Origin of the sequence: Micromonospora sp. NPDC049047 (assembly GCF_040649135.1) — a bacterium.
Taxonomy (GTDB): Bacteria; Actinomycetota; Actinomycetes; order Mycobacteriales; family Micromonosporaceae; genus Micromonospora.
In genome coordinates, this window is sequence record NZ_JBEZEY010000006.1 from 20,440 (window position 1) to 42,718 (window position 22,279).

At 71.6% G+C, this 22,279-nt stretch carries 23 protein-coding genes; 18 read left to right on the forward strand and 5 right to left on the reverse strand.

What is annotated here, in order from left to right; genetic code table 11:
• The first annotated feature begins 19 nt into the window (after positions 1-19).
• The 12 genes from AB0B86_RS11645 (at position 20) to AB0B86_RS11700 (ending at position 13,582) form a co-directional block, all read left to right on the forward strand.
• Positions 20-2,065 carry a TIGR03960 family B12-binding radical SAM protein gene (locus AB0B86_RS11645; RefSeq protein WP_357412047.1) on the forward strand — a complete coding sequence of 682 codons (2,046 nt, stop codon included), beginning with the start codon at positions 20-22 and terminating at the stop codon, positions 2,063-2,065.
• Between the two features lie 162 nt (positions 2,066-2,227).
• Positions 2,228-2,422 carry a hypothetical protein gene (locus tag AB0B86_RS11650; RefSeq protein ID WP_357412048.1) on the forward strand — a complete coding sequence of 65 codons (195 nt, stop codon included), beginning with the start codon at positions 2,228-2,230 and terminating at the stop codon, positions 2,420-2,422.
• A gap of 112 nt (positions 2,423-2,534) precedes the next feature.
• A complete protein-coding gene (locus AB0B86_RS11655) occupies positions 2,535-2,975 on the forward strand; it encodes a hypothetical protein (protein WP_357412049.1) in 441 nt (146 codons plus the stop codon).
• 10 nt (positions 2,976-2,985) lie between these two features.
• On the forward strand, positions 2,986-4,464 hold the full coding sequence (locus AB0B86_RS11660) for a hypothetical protein (protein WP_357412050.1): 1,479 nt from the start codon (positions 2,986-2,988) through the stop codon (positions 4,462-4,464).
• Between the two features lie 10 nt (positions 4,465-4,474).
• Positions 4,475-6,040, forward strand: coding sequence for a type VII secretion-associated serine protease mycosin (gene mycP, locus AB0B86_RS11665; RefSeq protein ID WP_357417687.1), 1,566 nt, complete (start codon positions 4,475-4,477; stop codon positions 6,038-6,040).
• A gap of 160 nt (positions 6,041-6,200) precedes the next feature.
• A complete protein-coding gene (locus AB0B86_RS11670) occupies positions 6,201-7,013 on the forward strand; it encodes a TIGR03936 family radical SAM-associated protein (RefSeq protein WP_357412052.1) in 813 nt (270 codons plus the stop codon).
• 131 nt (positions 7,014-7,144) lie between these two features.
• Positions 7,145-10,165 carry an Rne/Rng family ribonuclease gene (locus AB0B86_RS11675; protein WP_357412053.1) on the forward strand — a complete coding sequence of 1,007 codons (3,021 nt, stop codon included), beginning with the start codon at positions 7,145-7,147 and terminating at the stop codon, positions 10,163-10,165.
• Positions 10,166-10,281: 116 nt separating this feature from the next.
• A complete protein-coding gene (locus tag AB0B86_RS11680; RefSeq protein ID WP_357412054.1) occupies positions 10,282-10,758 on the forward strand; it encodes a hypothetical protein in 477 nt (158 codons plus the stop codon).
• Positions 10,759-10,924: 166 nt separating this feature from the next.
• A complete protein-coding gene (gene rplU / locus AB0B86_RS11685; protein WP_007464063.1) occupies positions 10,925-11,239 on the forward strand; it encodes a 50S ribosomal protein L21 in 315 nt (104 codons plus the stop codon).
• 11 nt (positions 11,240-11,250) lie between these two features.
• Complete coding sequence (rpmA, locus tag AB0B86_RS11690; protein ID WP_007464062.1) at positions 11,251-11,505, forward strand: 50S ribosomal protein L27; 255 nt, start codon at positions 11,251-11,253, stop codon at positions 11,503-11,505.
• Between the two features lie 96 nt (positions 11,506-11,601).
• Positions 11,602-13,062, forward strand: coding sequence for a GTPase ObgE (gene obgE / locus AB0B86_RS11695; protein WP_357412055.1), 1,461 nt, complete (start codon positions 11,602-11,604; stop codon positions 13,060-13,062).
• Positions 13,063-13,132: 70 nt separating this feature from the next.
• Positions 13,133-13,582: a GNAT family N-acetyltransferase gene (locus tag AB0B86_RS11700; RefSeq protein ID WP_357412056.1), complete on the forward strand. Its 450-nt coding sequence runs from the start codon at positions 13,133-13,135 to the stop codon at positions 13,580-13,582.
• A gap of 15 nt (positions 13,583-13,597) precedes the next feature.
• On the opposite strand, the gene AB0B86_RS11705 is transcribed toward AB0B86_RS11700, so the two are convergent.
• Positions 13,598-14,257, reverse strand: coding sequence for a DUF6766 family protein (locus AB0B86_RS11705; RefSeq protein ID WP_357412057.1), 660 nt, complete (start codon positions 14,255-14,257; stop codon positions 13,598-13,600).
• A gap of 63 nt (positions 14,258-14,320) precedes the next feature.
• Complete coding sequence (locus AB0B86_RS11710; RefSeq protein ID WP_357412058.1) at positions 14,321-14,812, reverse strand: DUF4383 domain-containing protein; 492 nt, start codon at positions 14,810-14,812, stop codon at positions 14,321-14,323.
• Positions 14,813-15,038: 226 nt separating this feature from the next.
• On the opposite strand from AB0B86_RS11710, the gene AB0B86_RS11715 reads away from it, so the two are divergent.
• The 3 genes from AB0B86_RS11715 to AB0B86_RS11725 are packed head-to-tail and all read left to right on the forward strand — an operon-like array spanning position 15,039 to position 16,982.
• Positions 15,039-15,836, forward strand: coding sequence for a hypothetical protein (locus AB0B86_RS11715; RefSeq protein WP_357417690.1), 798 nt, complete (start codon positions 15,039-15,041; stop codon positions 15,834-15,836).
• 31 nt (positions 15,837-15,867) lie between these two features.
• Positions 15,868-16,335, forward strand: a complete 468-nt coding sequence (locus tag AB0B86_RS11720) for a phage holin family protein (RefSeq protein WP_357412060.1) — start codon at positions 15,868-15,870, stop codon at positions 16,333-16,335.
• Positions 16,332-16,982: a DUF3618 domain-containing protein gene (locus tag AB0B86_RS11725; RefSeq protein WP_357412061.1), complete on the forward strand. Its 651-nt coding sequence runs from the start codon at positions 16,332-16,334 to the stop codon at positions 16,980-16,982. The genes AB0B86_RS11720 and AB0B86_RS11725 overlap by 4 nt, the downstream gene beginning before the upstream one ends.
• 83 nt (positions 16,983-17,065) lie before the next feature.
• On the opposite strand, the gene AB0B86_RS11730 is transcribed toward AB0B86_RS11725, so the two are convergent.
• Complete coding sequence (locus AB0B86_RS11730) at positions 17,066-18,109, reverse strand: glycosyltransferase (protein WP_357417692.1); 1,044 nt, start codon at positions 18,107-18,109, stop codon at positions 17,066-17,068.
• Positions 18,110-18,266: 157 nt separating this feature from the next.
• Between AB0B86_RS11730 and AB0B86_RS11735 the strand changes: the two genes are divergently transcribed.
• Both AB0B86_RS11735 and AB0B86_RS11740 read left to right on the forward strand, forming a co-directional pair.
• A complete protein-coding gene (locus AB0B86_RS11735) occupies positions 18,267-18,905 on the forward strand; it encodes a cyclase (protein ID WP_357412063.1) in 639 nt (212 codons plus the stop codon).
• Positions 18,902-20,071: a zinc-dependent alcohol dehydrogenase gene (locus tag AB0B86_RS11740; RefSeq protein WP_357412064.1), complete on the forward strand. Its 1,170-nt coding sequence runs from the start codon at positions 18,902-18,904 to the stop codon at positions 20,069-20,071. Before AB0B86_RS11735 ends, AB0B86_RS11740 begins: the two co-directional genes overlap by 4 nt.
• A gap of 53 nt (positions 20,072-20,124) precedes the next feature.
• Here AB0B86_RS11740 and AB0B86_RS11745 read toward each other — a convergent pair whose 3' ends face one another.
• A complete protein-coding gene (locus AB0B86_RS11745; RefSeq protein WP_357417695.1) occupies positions 20,125-21,372 on the reverse strand; it encodes a cytochrome P450 in 1,248 nt (415 codons plus the stop codon).
• Between the two features lie 162 nt (positions 21,373-21,534).
• On the opposite strand from AB0B86_RS11745, the gene AB0B86_RS11750 reads away from it, so the two are divergent.
• Positions 21,535-21,936: a hypothetical protein gene (locus AB0B86_RS11750; RefSeq protein WP_357412066.1), complete on the forward strand. Its 402-nt coding sequence runs from the start codon at positions 21,535-21,537 to the stop codon at positions 21,934-21,936.
• Positions 21,937-21,993: 57 nt separating this feature from the next.
• Here AB0B86_RS11750 and AB0B86_RS11755 read toward each other — a convergent pair whose 3' ends face one another.
• Positions 21,994-22,212: a DUF397 domain-containing protein gene (locus AB0B86_RS11755; RefSeq protein WP_030491749.1), complete on the reverse strand. Its 219-nt coding sequence runs from the start codon at positions 22,210-22,212 to the stop codon at positions 21,994-21,996.
• Between the last annotated feature and the right edge of the window lie 67 nt (positions 22,213-22,279).

Consider the following 22,279-nt stretch of genomic DNA (forward strand, 5'->3'; position numbering starts at 1 on the left):
GCGCGTACCCTTGGGCGTCATGAGTGCCCCGTCCACGACGCCGCGTGCCGCGACCAACTCTCGCGACGACTCCGGCTCGGCGCCGCTGACGCCGAGCCGTGACCTGGACCCGTCCGTCTGGTCCCAGCTCGAGCCGCTGCTGCCCCAGGTGTCCAAGCCCATCCAGTACGTCGGGGGCGAGCTGGGTGCGGTGTCCAAGGACTGGGCTGCCGCGACAGTGCGTTGGGCGCTGATGTACCCCGACGCGTACGAGGTGGGCCTGCCCAACCAGGGCGTGCAGATCCTCTACGAGGTGCTCAACGAGCTGCCCGACACCCTCGCCGAGCGGACGTACGCGGTCTGGCCCGACCTGGAGAACCTGATGCGCACGCACGGCGTGCCGCAGTTCACCGTCGACGCGCACCGGTCGGTACGCGAGTTCGACGTGTTCGGCCTCTCCTTCTCCACCGAGCTGGGCTACACGAACATGCTCACCGCTATCGACCTGGCCGGCATTCCGATGCTGGCCGTCGACCGCACCGACGCCGACCCGGTGATCGTGGCCGGCGGGCACGCCGCGTTCAACCCGGAGCCGATCGCCGACTTCATCGACGCCGCGGTGCTCGGCGACGGCGAGGAAGCGGTCCTGGAGATCACCGCGATCGTCCGGGAGTGGAAGGCCGAGGGCTCCCCGGGGGGCCGCGACGAGCTGCTGCTGCGGCTGGCGCGCACCGAGAGCGTCTACGTGCCGCGCTTCTACGACGTCGACTACCTCCCGGACGGGCGGATCCAGCGGGTCGTGCCGAACCGGGCGGACGTGCCGTTCCGGGTGCACAAGCGCACGACGATGGACCTGGACGCCTGGCCGTACCCGAAGAAGCCCCTCGTCCCGCTGGCCGAGACGGTGCACGAGCGGTACGCGGTGGAGATCTTCCGGGGCTGCACCCGGGGCTGCCGGTTCTGCCAGGCAGGCATGATCACCCGTCCGGTCCGGGAGCGGTCGATCACCACTGTCGGGCAGATGGTCCGCGACGGGTTGGAGTTCTCCGGCTTCAACGAGGTGGGCCTGCTGTCGCTCTCCTCGGCCGACCACTCCGAGATCGGCGACATGTGCTCGGGCCTCGCCCAGCAGTACGAGGGCACGAACGTCTCGCTGTCGCTGCCGTCGACCCGGGTGGACGCCTTCAACATCGACCTCGCGCAGGAGCTGTCCCGCAACGGGCGGCGCACCGGCCTGACCTTCGCCCCGGAGGGCGGGTCGGAGCGGATCCGCAAGGTCATCAACAAGATGGTGACGAAGGAAGACCTGATCCGCACCGTCGTCACCGCGTACACCAACGGCTGGCGGCAGGTGAAGCTCTACTTCATGTGCGGCCTGCCCACCGAGACCGACGAGGACGTCCTCGAGATCGCCGAGATGGCGCACGAGGTGATCCGGGCCGGTCGGGCCGCCACCGGCTCCAAGGACATCCGCTGCACGGTCTCCATCGGCGGGTTCGTGCCGAAGCCGCACACCCCGTTCCAGTGGGCCTCGATGGAGCGTCCGGAGGTCATCGACCACCGCCTCAAGATCCTCAAGCAGGCCATCAACTCCGACCGCTCCCTGGGTCGGGCCATCGGCTACCGCTACCACGACGGGGAGCCGTCGCTGATCGAGGGCCTGCTCTCCCGGGGTGACCGCCGGGTCGGCTCGGTGATCCGCAAGGTCTGGGAGAACGGCGGCCGGTTCGACGGGTGGAGCGAGCACTTCTCCTACCAGCGCTGGGTGGACGCGGCGGCCGAGACGCTGCCCGCGTTCGGGGTGGACCTCGACTGGTACACCACCCGGCAGCGCGAGGAGCTTGAGGTCCTGCCCTGGGACCACCTCGACTCCGGCCTGGACAAGGACTGGCTCTGGCAGGACTGGCAGGACTCGGTGAGCGAGTTCGAGCAGGACGACTGCCGGTGGACGCCCTGCTTCGACTGCGGCGTGTGCCCATCGATGGACACCGAGATCCAGATCGGCCCGACCGGCAAGAAGTTGCTGCCACTCACCCCGCTGGGCGGCAACGGGATGAAACTCCCGACGGCCGGCAACCCCGCCTGACCGCTGCCGCCGGGCAGCGCCGACGGTGCCGCACCGCTAGCGTCCATAATCGACACGTCACCCGTCGGGCTCACGCCCGGCGGGTGACCGGCGTCGGTGGGGAGGCGCGACGGTGACACCTCCCGCACCGATCCCGATCTCGGATCGAGGAGAGGACGGACGATGAGCCCGGACAAGGCCCGTGTGCTGGTGGCGATGCTCTCGGTGGTCGCCCTGCTCCTGGTGGGGCTTGTGGTGCTGATGGCCGTCCAGGCGGCGCAGGACGAGGCGGCCTGGAGTGGCGTGGCCGTCCTGCTCGCACCCCTGGCCCTGGTGGGGCTCGGCATCGGCCTGCTGGTGCCGCAACTGCGTCGTTGACACCGATATCGGTGCCGACAGCGCCGACTGGGGCTGCCTCGACGTGGCCGCAGTCGATACGCTGCGTCTGACATGGACCGACCCGGCGGGTCGGCAACGGGGGAGGAAGCGCATGGGGACCATTCCGCCGCCGAACACCGGCGATCTACACGTCAGCGTCGAGGACCTGGACGCCGCGGCGGCGTACGTCGATCGACTGAAGCAGTACGTCGACGACACCATCAGCTATGAGATGGAACGCATCAAGGAGCGGATGAAGGGCGACAGCAACAACGCCCAGACCGTCCCGAACGGCACTCCCTTCGGCGCCTACGAGGACGCCCGCATGCAGTGGCGGGCCCTGGAGACCTCCACGGCGAACATGGAAGCGCACCTCACGTCGCTCTCGCAGAAACTCGCCGCGCTGAAGCAGGGCACCGAGGAGATCGCCAAGGCGTTCCGGGACACCGAGGCACGCAACGCCGCCAACGGCAAGGAGATCGAGCGGCTGCTCGAATCGGCGGCTCCGCCGCCCACTGCCGGCGGCGCGCCCACCTACCCGTACACGGCCTGAGGGGGACGGCATGGCTGGAGGAACCTGGGAGCGGTGCGTCCGCGAGGTGACGCTCTCCGCGGACCCGGAGACTGTCGGATCGGTCGGGCAGGGGTGGGGAAACCTCTCCTCCGGCCTGACGCAGCTGCGCGACGCGCTCGTCGGCAGGTCGTTCGTCGGCCCGATCGCCACGGGTCAGGAGCGCCCCCACGTCGGTGGCCTGCCCGGCCTGCTCGCCGGTTGGAAGGGCAGCGGCGGTGACGCGTACCGCGAGCATCTGGGTGAGATCGGTAAGCAGATCGAGGATCTGGTCACCGATGCGACAAACGTCAGCGGCGCGTTGGGGCGGATCGAGACGGACATCCGCAGGGCGGTCGCCTCGATCCCGGTCCCACTCGGGGACGACTTCGGCATCAACGAGTGGAGCCTGCCCAACGGCACCGAGCTCGACGACGCCCGCGACGGCGAGAGCGCGTCGGGTTTCCTCGCCGCGCTGCGCAAGGACTACCAGAGCAACCCCGGGTCGTACGCCGACGGCGCGTTCCGCGACAAGGCCGACGACCTGGAGGCGACCATGAAGGTCGACGGCCAGGCGGGTGACCAGAAGCGGGGCGGGTGGTGGGACACCAAGTCCCATCTCGACAACTGGTACCGGGACAACCAGCAGGTGGCGAACACGGCGATGTCCCCGCTGCCCCAGGCGGTCTACACCGAGCGTCCCAAGCTCACCGTCGCCGGGCCGGATCCGCGGGAGGGTCGGGACGACGTTCGTCGCGACACCCGGGTGCCGCCGACCGGGCGGCCCGACATCGGGGGTGGCGAGTTCGGCGGGGGCTCCGGCACTGGTGGTGGCGGCCCCTCGATCGGCAGCAGGCCACCAGGTATCGGCGGCGGAGGCGGCCCCACGTCCACTATCGACCCGTTCTCCCCGACCGGTTCCGGCGGGATCGGCGGTGGCCCGTCCTCCGGCAGCACCGGCGGGTTCACGCCACCACCAACCGGGTCCGGTTATCCGGGCTACCCGGAGGGCGACGACAGCTACAGCAGTGGTCTGGCCGGTGCCAGCCCGAGCACCGTCAGCGGCCTCGGCGGTGGCGGAGTCGGCAGCGCCGGTCTCGGCGGTGCCGGCGGTGGTTTCGGGGGTGGGCCGGGCGTCGGCTCGGCCGGCGGGATCGGCTCCGGCGGTGGCCTGGGGGCGGGCGGCGGCATCGGCGTGGGCGGACTCCCCGGCATGGTGGGCGGCGGCAACGGCAAGGTGCCGCCGATGACGAGCGCGGCCAACGCGCTGCGGACCGCCGCGGGTGCTGGCGCGGGCGGCGCGGGGATGCCGGGTGGCGCGCGTGGTGGCGCGGGTATGGGCGGCGCCGGGATGGCGGGCGGCATGATGGGCGGTGCGGGCGGCGCCGGGCACGGTGCCGGCGGCACCGGCTCCGAGCATTCGTCGTGGTTGACTGAGGATGACGATCCGTGGGGCCCTGGTGACGGAGCGATGCCGGGCGTCCTGCGGTGAGGATGGACAAATGAACGTGAATGTCGGGGGTCTCCGGTCGGTGATCGCCTGTCTGCTGACGGGGCTGCTGGTGGTGGGGGCCGCCCAGCCGGCGGCCGCCGCGCCTCGGCGGGCCGAGCAGTGGTATCTGGACGAACTCCGGATCGACCAGGTGCACAAGATCTCGACTGGCCGGGGCGTGGTGGTGGCCGTGCTCGACAGCGGTGTCGAGGCCAGCCACCCGGACCTGCGCGGTCAGGTGCTGCCCGGTGGTCGCAGCTACGGAGCCTCCGGAGACGGTCGGGCCGACGAGAACGGCCACGGCACGCACATGGCCGGCATCATCGCGGCCAAGAGCGGTGGTCGCGACGGGGTCGACGGCATCGCCCCCGGCGCGAAGATCCTGCCGATCAAAATGCGCAAGGGCAGCGGGACCTACGACGATGGGGCGATCGCCCTCGGCATCCGGATGGCCGTCGACGGTGGTGCCAAGGTGATCAACTTGTCCGTCGGTGGGATGGGCGCCGCCAGCTCGGAGGAGCAGAGCGCGATCACGTACGCGTTGGACCACGGCGTCGTCGTGATTGCCGCCGCCGGCAACACCGCCAAGGGTGATGTCGGCATCGTGAATCCGGCCAACACCCCTGGGGTGATCGCGGTGACCGGGACGACAAAGGGTGGCTCGTTCTGGTCCGGCTCGGTCCAGGGGCCGGAGGCGGTGGTCGCCGCCCCCGGCGACGGCATCTACAACGTCGCCAACGAGGGGGGCTACGGCTGGGGCGACGGGACCTCCGACTCCACCGCGATCGTCTCCGCGCTGGCCGCGTTGATCTTGGAGAAATACCCGAATCTCAATGGTCCGAACGTGATCAACCGGATCATCCGGACCGCACGGGATGCCGGCCCGTCCGGCCGCGATCCGCAGTACGGCTTCGGAGTGATCGACCCGATGAGGGCACTGACCGCGGACGTCCCACCGGTCAACGCCAACCCCCTGCTCGACCCGGCGACGGCAACCGACCCCGCCCCGGTCCGCACCGAGGCCGCGGAGGAGGAGTTCGACGTCACCCAGCACGGCGATCGCGGTGGCCCCACCGACCAGCAGGTCATGGTCGTGGTCATCGGTATCGCCGTGGTGCTGGCGCTGCTGCTGGCGCTTGTGGCGTTCCTCATCTGGAACCGTCGGCGGTACCGGCGGGAGGCGGCGCGGGCGGCCGACATCCCGGACGAGGCGCTGGATCAGGTGATGTCCAGCGCCTACCCGGCACCGGGCGCGGGTTACGGCCCGCCTCCCGGGTACGCGCCGGCTCCCGGTCAGGCTCCGCCTCCTGGGTACGGCCCGCCTCCCGGGTACGCGCCGGCTCCCGGTCAGGCTCCGCCGTCCGGTTACGCCCCGCCTCCTGGGTATGCCCCGGCTCCTGGTCAGGCTCCGCCTCCTGGGTACGGCCCGCCTCCCGGGTATGCCCCGGCTCCCGGTCAGGCTCCGCCGTCCGGGTACGGCCCGCCTCCCGGGTACGCCCCGGCTCCCGGTCAGGCTCCGCCTCCTGGTTACGGCCAGCCGGGCGGGGCGCCGCCCGTCCCGCCGCAGGAGCGGTAGCCGGTCCTGATCGTGGTGGCCGGCTGGTGACCTTCCCGGGTCACCAGCCGGCCAGCGCGCTTGCGCGGGCGGGTGGTCACGACCCACCCGGTGGGTTCGCACCCGTCTGTCCGGGCGATCGGCCGCCCCGGCTGCGTACCGTCGTGGGCGCTGAGCCAGGATGGTCGGACACGCAGGTACACCCGAGGAGCCCACGATCGCCAAGAAGCCTCAACCCGAGGGCGGCCAGGCACCGGTCGTCCAGCGCGTCCGCATCAGGTACGCCAAGCGCGGACCGCTGCGGTTCACCTCGCACCGGGACTTCGCCCGGGCGTTCGAGCGCGCGCTGCGCCGGGCCGCCGTGCCGGTCGCCTTTTCCCAGGGTTTCCACCCGCACCCGAAGATCTCCTACGCCAGCGCCGCGCCCACCGGGGTGGCGAGCGAGGCCGAGTACCTGGAGATCGCTCTCCAGGCGGCGGTCGATCCGGAGCAGTTGCGGGCCGCGTTGGACGCCGCGCTCTCGCCGGGGTTGGACGTCCTGGATGCCGTCGTCGCCGAGGGCGGCAACCTCCCGGACCGGATCGAGGCGTCGCACTGGCACATCGAGTTGCCCGAGGTCGAGACCGAGGTGCTCCGCGCCGCGGTGGACGCCTTCCTCGCCGCGGACGAGGTGCTCGTGGAGCGGATGACCAAGCAGGGTCGACGCACCTTCGACGCCCGCGCGGCGGTGATATCGATCGATGTCCTCGGGTCAACGCCGACGCCTTCCGGGGCGCCGGCCGTACCGTGTGCGATACTCGAACTGGTCGTGCGGCAGGTCACTCCGTCCGTACGGCCCGATGACGTCCTTTCCGGCCTCCGCGTGGTGGCCGACCTGGAGCCGCCGGTTTCGCCGAGGGTGACCCGGCTGGCTCAGGGCACGTTGACCGCGCAGGGTGCGATCGTGGATCCGTTGGATGCGGACCGCGACGGGGCAACCATCGTTGAGCACTGACCGACGGTCCGTGCTCTGGCAGGCAGACTTCGGCGGTCACGCACCACGCGTGCCCGGCGGAAACACTTTTGCGGCGACCCTGCGTGGCAGCGCTCACCCGCGCCCGGGGTAGCCAGAACTGGAGAACGTCCATGCTCGAGAACGAGCCCGAGGGCGGCGAACGGACCGGTTCACAGCCGGCCGGGGAGACCGCCGACCAGAGCACCACGGCCGACGGCGCCACTGTCGCCGGTTCGGCTTCACTGGAGCCGGACGGTGCGCAGAGCGCCGAGCCCACCGCGCCGGTGCGGCGTGCCCGGGCGACCCGGCGGCGCGCTGCCCCGCTCAGCCAGCCGGAGCAGACCGACGCGCCGGCCGAGGCGTCCACCAGCGAGACCGCCAGTGCCGAGTCGCCGCAGGCGGAGGTGTTCGCGCCGATCTCCGGTGACCAGGACGTCGCGCCCAAGACCCCCCGGCGCCGTCGCAAGGCCGCCCCCGTCGAGACGACCGCCGAGGAGCCGCTCGTCGCGTCCGCCGCGGAGGTGGCCCCGGCCGACGTGGTTCCGCCGGTCAAGGTGACCCGGACCCGGCGCAAGAAGGCCACCCCGGCGGCGGTCGAGGAGCCGGTCGCCGAGGAGCCACCCGCTGAGCAGCCGGTCGTCGCCGAGGAACCGGCGGCCTCCGACCTGCGCGAGGCCGAGGCCGAGCTGAACGACGCGTCGAGCGCGACAGCCGCCGAATCGCCCTGGGCCAGCGCCGGCGAGGTGTCACCAGGTGCCGCCGTTGCCGGTGTGACAGCTGAGCCGATCGAGCCGGCCGAGGTCGAGCCGGAGCAGCCGCGCACCCGTCGTCGGCGGGCTGCCCTCTCCGCGCCCACTGTGCTGTTCATGGCTCCCCAGCCGGACGCCGTGCCGGTGACCCGGCCGGTCGAGCCCGCTCCCGTCGCCGAGGAGCCAGCGGTGGAGGAGGCCGCGGAGCCGTCCCGCCGCCGTCGGCGTGGTCGCCGCGAGGTCGAGCCGGTGGAGCCGATCGAGGCGATCGAGGCCGAGGAGGAGCCGACCGAGGAGGCCGACGAGGTCACCGAGGCGGATGAGGACGACGAGGACAGCGCTGCCGCGCGCCGCCGCCGCCGGCGTGGTCGCCGAGGCCGGGGCCGGGGTAAGGGTGGGGCCGACGACGCCGAGGACGAGGAGTCCGAGGAGACGGCGCAGGCCGACGAGGAAGAGACCGCCGAGGCCGAGGCCGAGGGGGACGAGGACGAGGAGACCGAGGGCGGGGACGGCTTGACCCGTCGCCGCCGGCGTCGTCGTCGTCGGGGCGCGGGCGACACGGAGGGTGCCGCCGACGACGGTGTACCGACCGTGGTCAAGATCCGTGAGCCGCGTCGGACCGTCGACGAGGTGCAGGGTGTGTCCGGTTCCACCCGGCTGGAGGCCAAGCGCCAGCGCCGCCGGGACGGCCGGGAGCAGCGGCGGACGCGACCGCCGATCCTCAGCGAGTCGGAGTTCCTGGCCCGCCGGGAGGCGGTCGACCGGGTGATGGCGGTCCGCCAGCGCGGTGACCGTACCCAGATCGCCGTGCTGGAGGACGGGGTGCTCGTCGAGCACTACGTCACCCGCAACTCCTCCGGCACCATGGCCGGCAACGTGTACCTGGGCAAGGTGCAGAACGTGCTGCCCAGCATGGAGGCGGCGTTCGTCGACGTCGGGCGGGGCCGCAACGCGGTGCTGTACGCCGGCGAGGTCAACTGGGACAACTCCGGGTTGGAGGGGCGGGCCCGCTCGATCGAGCAGGCGCTGCGCTCCGGCGACTCGGTGCTCGTCCAGGTCACCAAGGACCCGATCGGGCACAAGGGCGCCCGGTTGACGAGCCACATCGCGCTCTCCGGCCGGCACCTGGTCTACGTGCCGAACGGCAACGCCTCCGGGATCAGCCGGAAGCTGCCGGACAACGAGCGCAAGCGGTTGCGGGACGTGCTCAAGAAGCTCGTCCCGGACGGCGCGGGCGTGATCGTCCGGACTGCCGCCGAGGGCGCCAGTGAGGACGAGCTGGCCCGCGACGTCAAGCGGCTGCAGGCGCAGTGGGAGGACATCCAGGCCAAGGCCGCCGAGGGTGGTGCCCCGGTGCTGCTCTACGGGGAGCCCGACCTGGTCATCCGGGTGGTCCGGGACCTGTTCAACGAGGACTTCCGCGAGCTGGTGATCGAGGGCGAGCAGTCGTACGAGATGGTCGAGTCGTACCTGTCGCACGTCTCCCCGGACCTGGTGGACCGGGTGCGTCGGCACGTCGGCACGAGCGACGTCTTCGCCGAGTACCGGATCGACGAGCAGATCATCAAGGGCCTGGACCGCAAGGTCTTCCTGCCCTCCGGTGGCTCGCTGGTGATCGACCGCACCGAGGCGATGACTGTGGTGGACGTCAACACCGGCAAGTACACCGGCTCCGGGGGCAACCTGGAGGAGACCGTCACCCGTAACAACCTGGAGGCGGCGGAGGAGATCGTCCGCCAGCTCCGGCTGCGCGACATCGGTGGCATCGTGGTGATCGACTTCATCGACATGGTGCTGGAGTCGAACCGGGAGCTGGTGCTGCGCCGCCTCACCGAGTGCCTGGGCCGGGACCGCACCAAGCACCAGGTCACCGAGATCACCTCGCTCGGCCTGGTGCAGATGACCAGGAAGCGGATCGGCGCGGGCCTGCTTGAGGCGTTCAGCGAGACCTGCGAGTGCTGCAAGGGTCGGGGCGTCATCATGCACACCGAGCCGGTGCCGGAGAAGCCGCGTGCTGCGGGCGCCGGGGAGAAGGTCAAGGCGGTCGCCTCGTCGGTGGCTGCCGCTCCGGCCGCCGAGCAGGGCACCGCGTCGTCCCGTCGCCGGGCGCGCAAGAACGCCCCGGCCGAACGGGCAGTGGTGGAGGTCGTCGACACCGACACCAGCGCCGAACCGGACGCCGACTACCAGGACACCATGGGCTACGACCTGTCCCGCTACGAGTCGGACACCGCCGCCGCGCCGGCGATCTCCGACAGTCAGCGGGGGGAGTCGGCCCGGTTGGCCGCGGCGGACGACCCGGACGCGCTCGCCGACGGTGAGGGCGACGAGGAGGGCGCCGAGGGTGGCTCCGGCCGCCGCCGGTCACGCCGGGGCGGCGCCCGCCGGCGGACGCGCCCCTGACCGCCTGACCGGCCACGTGTTTGGCGAGGTCCCTTCCCCGGCAAAGTGACGGGGGAGGGACCTCGTCGTTGTGGCCACTCCGGCCCGGACCGGCCGTCCCTGGTCAGGAGAAGAAGATGCGTCGTCTGCTCGCCGCCACCGCGCTTGTCACAGTGCTCCTCGACGTGGCTGGTTGCTCCGCCGACCGGCCCGGCGGCGGGTCCGGCCCGGTCGACGTGACCACCGGTGCCACGGCCGGGGTGCCGGCAGGTGGTGCCGCCGCGGGCGGCGTCACCCCGGTCTGCGTCGCCGCCCAGCAGGCCAGCACCACAGCCGTCCGGACGTACGTGGCGGAGCTGGGCCGGCTCGTCGCGGCGGTGGGGGCCGGGGACAGCAGCACCGCCGTGGCGGCGCGGGTGCGGGCCGAGGCGGCGTTGGCCGGCTGGCGGAGCGAGCTGCGGAAGCAGTCGGAGCAGACCACCGATCCGCAGCTCAAGACACTGCTCACCGACCTCGGCACCGAGGTTGCCGCGCTCGGCGCTGACGTCGAGTCCATCGACGAGACCGAACTCGACAGGCTCCAGCAGCGCCTCGATCAGCTCTGCGCGCGCTGACCAGGGCGGGCCGGTTTGGGGTCCGGGCCGGCGATGGCGTACTCTTGCCTGCGGCCCACCTTTGGTGTGCCGAGTTCCCGTGTGCCCGCGCCGCCGTGCACTGCTACCCGGCGAGCCGCTGCGGGGACGACCGCCAGCAGCCTCAACGACAGGGAGTCCGCCTCCGATGTACGCGATCGTCAAGACCGGCGGCAAGCAGTACAAGGTCGCCGAAGGCGACGTGATCGAGGTCGAGAAGCTCACCGGTGCTCCCGGTGACGCGGTGAAGCTCACCGCGGTGCTCCTCGTCGACGGTGACGACCTGGTGACCGACGCGGCGAAGCTTGCCGAGGTCGCGGTGTCCGGCGAAATCGCCGCGCACACCAAGGGCCCGAAGATCCGGATCCACAAGTTCAAGAACAAGACCGGCTACCACAAGCGCCAGGGTCACCGCCAGCCGTTGACCCAGGTCAAGGTGACCGGCATCTCCAGCGGGAAGTAGGTCGTCCTCCAATGGCTCACAAAAAGGGTGCGTCCAGCTCGCGTAACGGTCGTGACTCCGCGGCCCAGCGACTTGGCGTGAAGCGCTTCGGTGGTCAGGTCGTCAGCGCCGGTGAGATCATCATCCGGCAGCGTGGCACCAAGTTCCACCCCGGTGACCTGGTCGGCCGTGGTGGCGACGACACGCTGTTCGCGCTGTCCGCCGGTGCGGTCCTGTTCGGCACCAAGCGCGGTCGCAAGACCGTCAGCATCGTTCCGCAGCAGTAGTTCTCTTCGCTCAAGCGGGCCGCGGACCTCCGGGTCCCGGCCCGCTTAGCCTTTTTCGCGCAGTGCGAGGTCGACCTCGCTGGAAGGATTGACGCCGTGGCGACGTTCGTTGACCGGGTCGTTCTGCATCTGCAGGCCGGCGATGGCGGGCACGGCTGTGTCTCGATCCACCGCGAGAAGTTCAAGCCCTTCGGTGGGCCGGACGGCGGTAACGGCGGGCACGGCGGCAGCGTGTCCCTGGTCGTCGACCCGCAGGTCACCACCCTGCTCGACTTCCACTTCCACCCGCACGTCAAGGCCGACAACGGCAAGGGCGGCGCCGGGTCGAACCGGGACGGGGCCAACGGCCGCACCCTGATGCTGAAGGTGCCCAACGGCACAGTGGTGCAGACCACCGACGGCACGGTGCTTGCCGACATGGTCGGCGCGGGCACCACCTTCGAGGTGGCTCGGGGTGGCCGCGGCGGGCGGGGCAACGCGTCGCTCGCCAACGCCAAGCGCAAGGCGCCGGGCTTCGCCGAGTTGGGCGAGCCCGGTGACCAGCTGGACATCGTGCTGGAGCTGAAGAGTGTCGCCGACGTCGGCCTGGTGGGCTTCCCGTCGGCCGGCAAGTCGTCGCTGATCTCGGTGATCTCCGCCGCGAAGCCGAAGATCGCCGACTACCCGTTCACCACCCTCGTGCCCAACCTCGGCGTGGTCCGGCTGGACAACCACACCTTCACCGTCGCCGACGTGCCGGGCCTGATCCCCGGCGCGGCCAACGGCAAGGGGCTGGGTCTGGAGTTCCTGCGGCACATCGAGCGCTGCGCGGTGCTTGTGCACGTCATCGACTCGGCGACCCTGGAGCCCGGCCGTGACCCGGTCGCCGACATCGACGCCATCGAGGCCGAGCTGAGCCAGTACGGCGGGCTGACCGACCGCCCCCGGCTGGTCGCCGTGAACAAGGTCGACGTGCCGGACGGCCGGGACCTCGCCGAGATCGTCCGCCCCGACCTGGAGGAGCGCGGCTACCGGGTGTTCGAGGTCTCCGCGGCCACCCGGGAGGGGCTCAAGGAGCTCACCTACGCGATGGCCGAGCTGGTCGAGGCGGAGCGCAAGGCCGCCCCGCCCGCCGAGCCGACCCGGATCGTGATCCGTCCGATCGCTGTGGACGACGACGGCTTCACCATCACCGCCGAGGTGGACGGCTCGTTCACCGTTCGCGGTGTCCGACCGGAGCGCTGGGTCAAGCAGACGAACTTCGACAACGACGAGGCGGTCGGCTACCTCGCTGACCGGCTGGCCCGACTCGGGGTGGAGGACAAGCTGGCCAAGGCCGGGGCGGAGCCCGGTGACCTGGTCCGGATCGGCGAGCGTGAGTTCGACTGGCGACCGACGCTCTACGCCGGCGTGGACTTCGTACCCGGCAACCGGGGCACCGACGTGCGCCTGGAGGAGAAGTCGAACCGGCTCTCCGCGGCGGACCGGCTCGCGGCCCGCAAGGCCCGCCGGGTGCGGTCGGGCGACGAGGTGGGCGCGGACGCGTCCGACGACATCGACGAGGACGACGCCGAGTAGCCCGTTGCGCTCTGTGATCGGGTTGATTTCCGGAAACCTTCGCGAAATCCACCAGTTCTAGCGTGGGGTGATGCTGATCGAGTCTCGGCCTGTCATCGATCCAGAGATCGCCGCCCTGGTCATCGCGCAGCAGCGTGAGCTGCGTGCGGCTGACGGCGGGCTGGATGGGCAGGTCTTCGTCCCACACGACGACGTCCGTTACCTGGCGGCGGTGGTGCAGGGTCGGGCGGTGGCCTGCGGCGGGCTCCAGTCGCTCGACGCCGAGACCGGCGAGATCAAGCGGATGTACGTCCGGCCCGCCTACCGGGGGCGGGGCATCGCCCGGCAACTGCTGGCCGCCCTCGAGGAGTGTGCGTTCCGGCAGGGGCAGTCGGTGGTCTGCCTGGAGACCGGCACCTACCTGCCGGCCGCGATCGCGCTGTACACCTCGTCCGGCTACGACCAGATTCCGGTCTACGGCGAGTACGTGGGCAACCCGTACAGCGTCTGTTTCGCCAAGCGACTGCCGGTCGCGGCCTGACGGCCGTGCCCCCGCTCAGGCGCCGGTGCTGGCGTGCGCGACGGTCACCGGCTTCGACTCGGGTGAGGCGTGCTGGCGCAGGACGATGCTCAGCAGGATCAGCGCCCCGACGGCGAGGAATTCGCTCTGCCAGTTCTGCATGGACTGGAACCAGAAGTCGCTGGTGCCGAGGAACTCCCACACGCCGATCGGTGGTGCGCCGCTCTGTAGCGCCTGTTCCTGGTTGTATGCGGCGGTGCCACCCAACAGATGGCCGACGAACGAACCGGCGAAGATCAGCAGCAGGGCGAGGGAGAGGCTGTTGCGGTAGACCACCAGGGGCAGGCCGCCGACGCGCACCGGCCAGGGTGACTGCGGGGTCGCCCGACGCTCGTCGTCCTCCGGTCGGTCGGTCTGGTCCACCGGCTTCGACTCGGCCGAGCCCCGCTGCACCAGGTACGCGGTGAGCAGCACGTACCCGCCCATCTGGAGGAACTCCGACTCCCAGTTCTCGAAGACGGCTTCGGCGAAGTGACCACTGGTCAGGTAGGCCGGCCAACTCAGCGGTGCGGCCCCGAACTGGGTCAGCTCCTCGTTGTGGGTCTGCCAGCCGAAAACGCTCTGCAGCACCAGGAAGACCAGAAAGGCACCGAGCATGGCGACGGCCAGGGCGTTGTCGCGGAGCCAACGAGGCATGTCGACCTCCTTCGCCGATCGGTTACCCCGGCCGGCCCTGCCGGAAAACCCCGAATTTCCAGCTCAACGCCGTTCGGCCGGATTGTCCAGCCGCCCGCCGGTGCCGGCCTGGTTCGACAGCAGCAGCCCGAGGGCGAGCATCCCGAAGCCGAGCGCGAGGTGCAGCCAGTTGTCGGCGTCGTTCACCGGCAGGATGTTCGCCCCGCTCTCGGGGTCGACGGACTCGATGACCAGCCCGTACAGCCAGAGCGCGAGATAGGTCGCCCCGCCGACGGCCAGGAACACGCGCGCGCCGGCGACGCTGCGGGCCAGCACCAGACCCACCAGCCCGAAGAGCAGGTGCAGGGCGTTGTGCAGGATCGACACCTGGAACAGGCCGAGCAGTTTCGCGTCCGAGTGGTGTCCGCCGAATCTCAGGTCGCCGTAGTCGCTGGTGACGCCGGGCACGAAGCCGAGAACGCCGATCAGTAGGAAGACCCCGGCCACGACCAGCGCGGCCACCTGGACGCGGCGGCGAGGGCCCGCCCGTCGGCCACCTCGTACGTCCCGTGCCATCGCTGCCCCCTCCGTGGCTCTGCCAGCCCCTCGCGAACCTCACTGTCCGCAGCGGCGTCGTGACGCAGCCCGACGATCCTCCATTTTGAAGTCGATCGGGCCGGCCGCGCAGAGAAATGCACGAAGAGGTATGGAAGCCAAAACCGAGGGTAGGTGAATGGTCAGCGGCTGCGGCAACGCATCCCCCAAGCACAACCGCGACGACTTTCTGAGCGGAAGGGAAATCATGTCTTACGATCTTTCATCTACGTCTTCCACGTACGGGCAGGAGTCGACGAACGGTGGCGGTGTCCGCGACCAGGCGCGTCAGGTCGGCTCCGAGGCCGCGCAGGCTGGCGGTGCGGTCGCCCAGACGGCCAAGGAGCAGGGCACCGAGGTCGGCCGCGAGGCGGCCCGGCAGGCCCGCAACCTGTACGGCGAGGCCCGCACCCAGCTCGCCAGCCAGACCGGTGAGCAGCAGCGCAAGGCCGCCGGTGGATTGCGTTCGCTTGCCGACGAGATGCGTTCGATGGCCGAGCAGGGTGGCCAGGCCGGCCCGGTGACCGAGCTGGCCCGGCAGGCCGCCGACCGGGTGCACGGGGTGGCCGGCTGGCTGGAGCAGCGCGAGCCCGGCGACCTGATCACCGAGGTCCGTGACTACGCCCGACGCAACCCGGGCACCTTCCTGGTCGGCGCGGCGGTTCTCGGTGTGCTGGCCGGCCGGCTGACCCGTGGCATCTCCGCCGCCGGTGACGACTCCGGCAACGGATCCTCGACCTACCGGGGCGCCGGGGCGTACGACCCGGAGCGGACCGCCGTCATCCCGACGCCGGCACCGGCACCCCGCGCGGTGCCGGACGGCGTCCCGTCGGGCGGCTACCTCGACCCGACCCCCGGCACGTACACCGAGCCGACCCCAGGTGGCTACACCGACCCGACCCCGGGTGGATACCGCGAGCCGACCGGTACCGGGCAGCCGCTGCCGCCGGTACAGCAGACCGACCCGCTGCCGGGCGTTCCGTCCAGCGGCACCCCCCGCCCGTGAGCCGTCGAGTCATCCGAAGGGAGGCGACGGCATGACCATGCCGACGCAGGGGCCCGGCCTGGGCTCCGGCTACTACCCCGACGCGGGTGCCCCGCACTCCGCCGACGAGGTGAAGAGCAGTTCGTTGGGTGACCTGATGCGTCAGGTCACCACCGACCTGTCGACGCTGATGCGTCAGGAGGTCGAGCTGGCCAAGGCGGAGATCCGCCAGGAGGGCAAGAAGGCCGGCAAGGCCGCGGGGCTCTTCGGCGGGGCCGGCTTCGGCGGCTACATGGTGGCGCTCTTCGTGTCCATCGCCATCTGGCAGTTCCTGGACAACGTCATGGACTCCGGGCTGGCCGCACTGATCGTGGCCGTCATCTGGGCCGCGGTCGCCGCCGTCCTCTACTCCAAGGCCAAGAAGAACGCCCAGCACGTACGTGGGCTCAAGCAGACGAACGACAGCGTGCAGCGGATCCCCGACGCGCTCAAGCCGCACCCGGAGGGAGTCACCCGATGAGCACCGATCCCGATCAGATCCGCCGGGAGATCGAAGCCACCCGTAACAGCCTCAGCTCCGATGTGGACGCGCTGGCGTACAAGGTAAGCCCCAGCCGCATCGTCGACGACCGCAAGCAGCGGGCCCGCTCCGCTCTGCAGAATGTGAGGGACAAGGTCATGGGAACCGCGTCTGACCTCGGCCACGGCACCGGCCAGGCGGCCCACTCGGTGGGTGACCGCGCCTCGTCGGCGGCCTCAAGTGTCAGCGACGCCGCGCACTCGGCGGCGACCAGCGTCAGCGACGCCGCGCACAGCGCGCCGCGGGTGATCCGGCAGAAGTCCCAGGGCAACCCGCTCGCCGCCGGTCTGATCGCGTTCGGGGTCGGCTGGCTGGCCTCGTCGCTGATCCCGGCCTCCCACCGCGAGCAGCAGGCCGCGGCCCAGCTCAAGGAGCGGGTCGGCGAGCACAGCGGTGCGGTGAAGGAGAAGCTGGGGGAGGTGGCCAGCGAGCTCAAGGAAGAGCTGCGCGAGCCGGCCCAGCAGGCCGCCGAGTCGGTGCGGTCCACCGCCCAGGACGCCGTGCACGCGGTCAAGGAGGACGGCAGGTCGGCCGCGCACGACGTCAAGGGTCAGGCCCAGCAGGCCCGGCACCAGGTCAGCCCCTGAACCACCCCGATCCCGACAGCTCGCGGCCATTTCGGTGACCGCGAGCTGTCGCGTTCTCCGCCCTGCCGCGGCTCGGGACGCGGTCAGTGGCGGCGGCGCAGGGCCCGGGTCGGGTGGGCGGCCCTGCGGATCCGGGTGTCGCCGTAGCGAACACCGCCGAGCAGAAACCGCTCGGCGACCGCGATCCAGCCACACACACCGCGCTCCACCAGCCAAAACGGAGCCGCCAGCGCCGTCGCGGCCGGAAAGACCGCGGTGCCGCCGGCGCGCCGGCGACCCATCTCGGCGAGGGCCACGACGCCTGTCGTCGCGGCGAGCACCAGGGCGGGCCGCCGAGCCGCGACCGCCGCCGCCACTGCCGGCAGGACCGCGAGCGCGGTCAGCAGGCGGGCCGGCTGGGCCAGATCGTCGTACGCCTGCCGGACCCGTTGGCCACGGAAGTGCGCGGCGTCGGGAGGCAGCCGGCGTACGAAGAGCCAGGCCGGAGCCGCCTCGGTGCCGTCGTGGGCGCGCAGGGTGCGGATCAGCTCCAGGTTCTCGAAGAGTACGTCCGGGTCGTACCCGCCCATGGCGAGGAAGGTGCTCCGACGCACCGCGAGGGTGCCCGGGTAGTCCGCGCCGAGCGCCCGGTTGAGCAGCGTCCGCCCGGTGTCCCACCAGGCGTGCCAGGGCAGCGGGTCGAAGTAGTTCTGCGGTCGCACCAGATCGACCCGGTCCAGTAACCGGTGTACGGCGGTCAGCCCGGCCTCGTCGTACCGGACGTCGTCGTCGGCGATCACCACGTGCTCGTGCCCTGCCGCGCGCACACCTGTGTGTACGCCGATCACCTTGCCGTTGAGCCCGCGCGTGGTGGCGTCGGGCGGGAGGTGCCGGACCAGCCCCCGCCAGGCGTCGGCGTGCCGCGCGAACACCGCCGGTGCCGAACCGTCGACCACGATCACGTCGACCCGCTCGGCCAGCCACCGCAGGTACGCGGTCAGCTCGGCCAGGCCGCCGTCGGCGTGCCAGCGCAGCGGCAGCACGTACGTCATCGGCAGTCGGACCGGCGGCGGGCTGGCGCGGCCGGGGTCGACGACCTCCCGGCGTGCCGCGCGCCGGGCGTCACCGGGTGGGCTGCACAGGGACATCGGCGTTCCTCCTCGGCCGGGCCACGTGCGCCGTGGCTGAGCAGCACGTGCCCGCATTCCCGCTGATCAAACGGAGGTGTTGTTTCGACCGCCCGACGCCGGGTAGCGCTGCCGGAAAGAGCTGTCCGTGCCCGGGCGTCCGGGTGGAGGAGACGAGATGACGAACAACGGAACGAGATGGGCAGTGCTCGGCGTCACCGCCGTCACGGCGGTCGGTGTGGGGCGGGCGGTGGCCCGCCGTCGGCACCGGCATCAGCCGGATCGGCAGGACGGCTGGTACGTGGTCCGCCGCGGGGTGACTGTGGATCGGTCCCGGGACGGGGTGATCGACTTCTGGACCGACCGGGAACGGTTGGACCGCGCGCTGGCCGGGTGGGCCACCCTGGAGCAGCTCGACGACCGGCGCTGGCGGTGCGTGGCGCGCGACCGGGCCGGTGGCGCCACCGAGTGGCGGGCCGAGATCACCGTCGACGGGCCCGGCACGCTGCGGTGGCGGGTCGAGGACGGGTCGGCGCCGCAGGAGGGGCGGATCGAGCTGGCCGACGCCCCCCAGGGCCGGGGCACCGAGATCCGGGCCGAGCTGCGGTACCGCTCGGGCCCGGTGCGCCGGGTGCTCGGCCTGGTCGGTGGGGACGACCCCGATCTGGCGCTGCGCGACACCCTGCGGCGGGTGAAGTCGCTCATCGAGTGTGGCCAGGTGCTGGACACCCGCGACGACCCGTCCGGCCGCAGCCCGAGGCAGGAGAAGGCGACCGACAAGGTCCGGGAGAAGCTGATGACGGGAGGCCGGGCGTGAGGGCACTGTGTTGGGAAGGCGTCGGCAAGCTGGCGGTGCGGGACGTGCCGGAGCCCCGGATCCGCGCCGAGGGGGACATCATCGTCCGGGTCCGGGCCAGCAGTGTCTGTGGCTCGGACCTGCACCTGATCAACGGGTACCTGCCGGCGATGCGGGAGGGTGACATCCTCGGCCACGAGTTCATGGGCGAGGTGGTGGAGACCGGGCCCGGCGTACGACAGCACAAGGTCGGTGACCGCGTGGTGGTCGGGTCGGTGGTCGCCTGCGGTGGCTGCTGGTACTGCCGCACCGAGCAGTACTCGCTCTGCGACAACTCCAACCCCCAGCCGGTGTTCACCGAGAAGCTGTGGGGGCACTCACCGGCCGGCATCCTGGGCTACTCGCACGCCGCCGGCGGCTACTCCGGGTCGCACGCCGAGTACATCCGGGTACCGTTCGGTGACGTGGGAGCGTTCGGGGTGCCCGACGGGGTGCCCGACGACTCGGTGGTGTTCGCCTCCGACGCGATGCCCACCGGGTGGATGGCGGCGGACTTCTGCGGGCTCACCGGTGGCGAGGTGGTCGCCGTCTGGGGTGCCGGCGGTGTCGGTCAGATGGCGGCCCGGTCGGCGCAACTCCTCGGCGCCGAGCGGGTCATCATGATCGACCGGTTCCCGGACCGGCTCGCCACCGCGACCGAGCGGATCGGCGTCGAGACGATCAACTACGCCGAGACGGACGTGTTGGAGGCGCTGCGGGAGCTGACCGCCGGCCGCGGGCCGGACGCCTGCATCGAGGCCGTCGGCATGGAGTCGCACGACGTCGGCCCGACCTACGCGTACGACCGGGCGAAGCAGGCGGCGCGGTTGCAGACCGACCGGCCGACCTCCGTACGCCAGGCGATCATGGCCTGCCGCAAGGGTGGCACGGTGAGCATCGTCGGCGTGTACGCCGGTCTGGTCGACAAGTTTCCGCTCGGCGCGGCAATGAACAAGGCACTGGTGTTGCGGATGGGGCAGATGCACGCGCAGCGCTACATCCCGATGCTGCTCGACCGGCTCGCCGCCGGCGAGATCGACCCCGGCTATCTGGCCACCCACCCGATCTCCCTGGACGAGGGGGCACACGGCTACGAGTTGTTCGAGAAGAAGCAGGACGGCTGCCTCCGCAGCGTGCTGCATCCCTGATCCGTTGAGCGCGCCGCCTCGCCGGTCGTCCCGAACGGCCGGCGAGGCGGCGGTCAGCCGGTGCGGCGGATGTTGCTGAGGGTCAGACCGAGGGGCGGCAGCGCCGGCATCCGGTGCAGGTCCAGGGCCAGATCCTGGACGGGAACGTCGTAGCGCATGGTGCTGGTCAGGTTGGTGACCGCCCGTTTCATCAGGTCGATGGTGAGCCACTCGCCCGCGCACCGGTGCCCGGCCCAGTGGTCACCACCGCCCTGCGGGATCAGCTCGAACGGGTCCACCCGTCGTCCGGCGAACCGTTCGGGGCGGAACAGCTCCGGTTCCGGCCAGAGGGCCGGGTGGTGGTTGGTGCCGTACAGGTCGAGCAGCACCCGTCGGCCCCGGGGAAAGTGGTGGCCCTGCCAGTCGAAGGAGTGCCGGACCCGGGCCGCGGCGATCGGGAAGAACGGGTAGTAGCGGCGTACCTCCTGGACGAAGTTCTCGGTGGCCTCGTCGTCGTCGCGGACCCGTTCCCGCCAGCCCGGATGGTCGTGCAGGGCGAGTGCGGCGAACGCGATGTACTGGTCCACGGCGACCACCGGCCGCAGCACGTTGAGTAGCTCCACCGCCGCGACCCGCCGGGGGAGGAGTCGGCCCCGCCGGTCCCGGTGCTCGGCGATCACGGCCAGGGCGCTCCCGGACGGCGCCGGGACGCGACCGATCCGGGTCCGTTCGATCAGGTCGCCGAGCCAGCGTTCGGCGCGGTGCCGGGCCAGCCGTCCCCGCCAGTGCCGGGGCCCGACCACCGCCGGCCCCTCGATCATCGCGTGCAGTTCGACGGCGCGTCGCTCGACCTGCGACGTGGGCAGCGGCACCCCGGCCCAGGCGCAGACCACAGTGGTCAGCAGGCGGCCCAGTTCGTCGTAGAGCGGCAACGGCCCGGCGGCCGCCCAGGCGGGGATCCGGGCCCGCCACTCGTCGTCGAAGAGCTGGCCGAGGTGCCGGATCGCGGTCGGTGTCATGATCGACATGAACATGGCCTTGCGGTCGGCGTGCTCCGGCCCGTCCAGCCCCTGTACGCCCCGTCGACCGGTGAGGGTCCGCTGCACCCGCAGTGGCATGGCCGTCGCGCGTTGGAAGCGTTCGTTGTCGTAGAACACCATCGCCGCCGGCCGCCCGCGCAGGCAGATGGTCGGGGCGAGCAGGATCCGGGTCTGGAAGACGTCGCTGCCGTACCGCTCGCAGCGTTCGCCGATGAACCGGTAGCCGGCGCGGAGCAGGGCGAGGGTGCTGTCCGGACTGCTGTCGACCGGCATGGTCGTCATCAGATCTCCTCACGCGCGGGTGCGGCCGGTCACCGCCGGGGCCGGTAGCGGTTACCCCCGTCGCCGTCGCTGAATCCCCCGCGCCGACGGCACGCCGGCTGGCCCCTCCCAGGAGCGGCGGAACCTGGTTTGCTGCTGGTGGGGCAACCACGGGGAGGGCGGATGCGCGACAACACATCGCCGCACTGGCGGCAGCGGCGGACGGGCGGGGCGCTGGGCGCGGACCGCGCCGGTCGATCACTGATCGGGCCGCCGGGACGGCCCGTCCGGCCGCACCGGTTCTTCACAGTGCACCTGGGCTTCACCGCGCCCACCGTGGTCGAGGCCCGCGAGTTGGCAGTGGCGTACGCGGAGGCGTTGAGCCTGCTCCGCCCGGAGGTGGCGCTCGGCGCGGCGGCGTTGTCGCCGGCCGACGCCTGGCAGCGGGCCGAGCGGCTGTTCTGCGGTGCGCTCGGCCCGGACGGCGAACGCTGCGTCGACGTGGCCGATCATCCGGGCTTCCACCATGCCCCGGGGCCCGGTGGTCTCGGTTGGGGCGACGGCGACGGCCCCGCCGGTGGCTGACCCCCAACCCGGGTCGCTGGTCCCGGGTTGGCGGCCACCGCACCCCGGTCGGCGCGATCAGTCCAGGTCGAACTCACCGTCCTGTGCGCCAGCCACGAACGCGTCCCACTCGGCCTGCGTGAAGACCAGCACCGGCCCCTCGGGCTCGGCCGAGTTGCGCATCCCGATCAGGTCGTCGACGAAGGCGACCTCGACGGCGCTGTCGGAGGTGTCCCCTTCGGCCCGCTGCCAGACCGCCCGAGAGAGGTCGAAGTCGCCCTTGGGGTGCTGCGCCATTGTTCTTTCCTCCAGTGCCGAGGTCGTGTGGTGACCGCGTGTCGATCCCCATCGGGCAGGATAAGCG

What these genes read in the sequence shown, in the direction of transcription:
- AB0B86_RS11645 (WP_357412047.1), top strand. Translation starts at nt 20, where the DNA reads ATGAGTGCCCCGTCCACGACGCCGCGTGCCGCGACCAACTCTCGCGAC.
- AB0B86_RS11650 (WP_357412048.1), top strand. Translation starts at nt 2,228, where the DNA reads ATGAGCCCGGACAAGGCCCGTGTGCTGGTGGCGATGCTCTCGGTGGTC.
- AB0B86_RS11655 (WP_357412049.1), top strand. Translation starts at nt 2,535, where the DNA reads ATGGGGACCATTCCGCCGCCGAACACCGGCGATCTACACGTCAGCGTC.
- AB0B86_RS11660 (WP_357412050.1), top strand. Translation starts at nt 2,986, where the DNA reads ATGGCTGGAGGAACCTGGGAGCGGTGCGTCCGCGAGGTGACGCTCTCC.
- mycP (WP_357417687.1), top strand. Translation starts at nt 4,475, where the DNA reads ATGAACGTGAATGTCGGGGGTCTCCGGTCGGTGATCGCCTGTCTGCTG.
- AB0B86_RS11670 (WP_357412052.1), top strand. Translation starts at nt 6,201, where the DNA reads ATGGTCGGACACGCAGGTACACCCGAGGAGCCCACGATCGCCAAGAAG.
- AB0B86_RS11675 (WP_357412053.1), top strand. Translation starts at nt 7,145, where the DNA reads ATGCTCGAGAACGAGCCCGAGGGCGGCGAACGGACCGGTTCACAGCCG.
- AB0B86_RS11680 (WP_357412054.1), top strand. Translation starts at nt 10,282, where the DNA reads ATGCGTCGTCTGCTCGCCGCCACCGCGCTTGTCACAGTGCTCCTCGAC.
- rplU (WP_007464063.1), top strand. Translation starts at nt 10,925, where the DNA reads ATGTACGCGATCGTCAAGACCGGCGGCAAGCAGTACAAGGTCGCCGAA.
- rpmA (WP_007464062.1), top strand. Translation starts at nt 11,251, where the DNA reads ATGGCTCACAAAAAGGGTGCGTCCAGCTCGCGTAACGGTCGTGACTCC.
- AB0B86_RS11700 (WP_357412056.1), top strand. Translation starts at nt 13,133, where the DNA reads ATGCTGATCGAGTCTCGGCCTGTCATCGATCCAGAGATCGCCGCCCTG.
- AB0B86_RS11705 (WP_357412057.1), bottom strand. Translation starts at nt 14,257, where the DNA reads ATGCCTCGTTGGCTCCGCGACAACGCCCTGGCCGTCGCCATGCTCGGT.
- AB0B86_RS11710 (WP_357412058.1), bottom strand. Translation starts at nt 14,812, where the DNA reads ATGGCACGGGACGTACGAGGTGGCCGACGGGCGGGCCCTCGCCGCCGC.
- AB0B86_RS11715 (WP_357417690.1), top strand. Translation starts at nt 15,039, where the DNA reads ATGTCTTACGATCTTTCATCTACGTCTTCCACGTACGGGCAGGAGTCG.
- AB0B86_RS11720 (WP_357412060.1), top strand. Translation starts at nt 15,868, where the DNA reads ATGACCATGCCGACGCAGGGGCCCGGCCTGGGCTCCGGCTACTACCCC.
- AB0B86_RS11725 (WP_357412061.1), top strand. Translation starts at nt 16,332, where the DNA reads ATGAGCACCGATCCCGATCAGATCCGCCGGGAGATCGAAGCCACCCGT.
- AB0B86_RS11730 (WP_357417692.1), bottom strand. Translation starts at nt 18,109, where the DNA reads ATGTCCCTGTGCAGCCCACCCGGTGACGCCCGGCGCGCGGCACGCCGG.
- AB0B86_RS11735 (WP_357412063.1), top strand. Translation starts at nt 18,267, where the DNA reads ATGACGAACAACGGAACGAGATGGGCAGTGCTCGGCGTCACCGCCGTC.
- AB0B86_RS11745 (WP_357417695.1), bottom strand. Translation starts at nt 21,372, where the DNA reads ATGACGACCATGCCGGTCGACAGCAGTCCGGACAGCACCCTCGCCCTG.
- AB0B86_RS11750 (WP_357412066.1), top strand. Translation starts at nt 21,535, where the DNA reads ATGCGCGACAACACATCGCCGCACTGGCGGCAGCGGCGGACGGGCGGG.
- AB0B86_RS11755 (WP_030491749.1), bottom strand. Translation starts at nt 22,212, where the DNA reads ATGGCGCAGCACCCCAAGGGCGACTTCGACCTCTCTCGGGCGGTCTGG.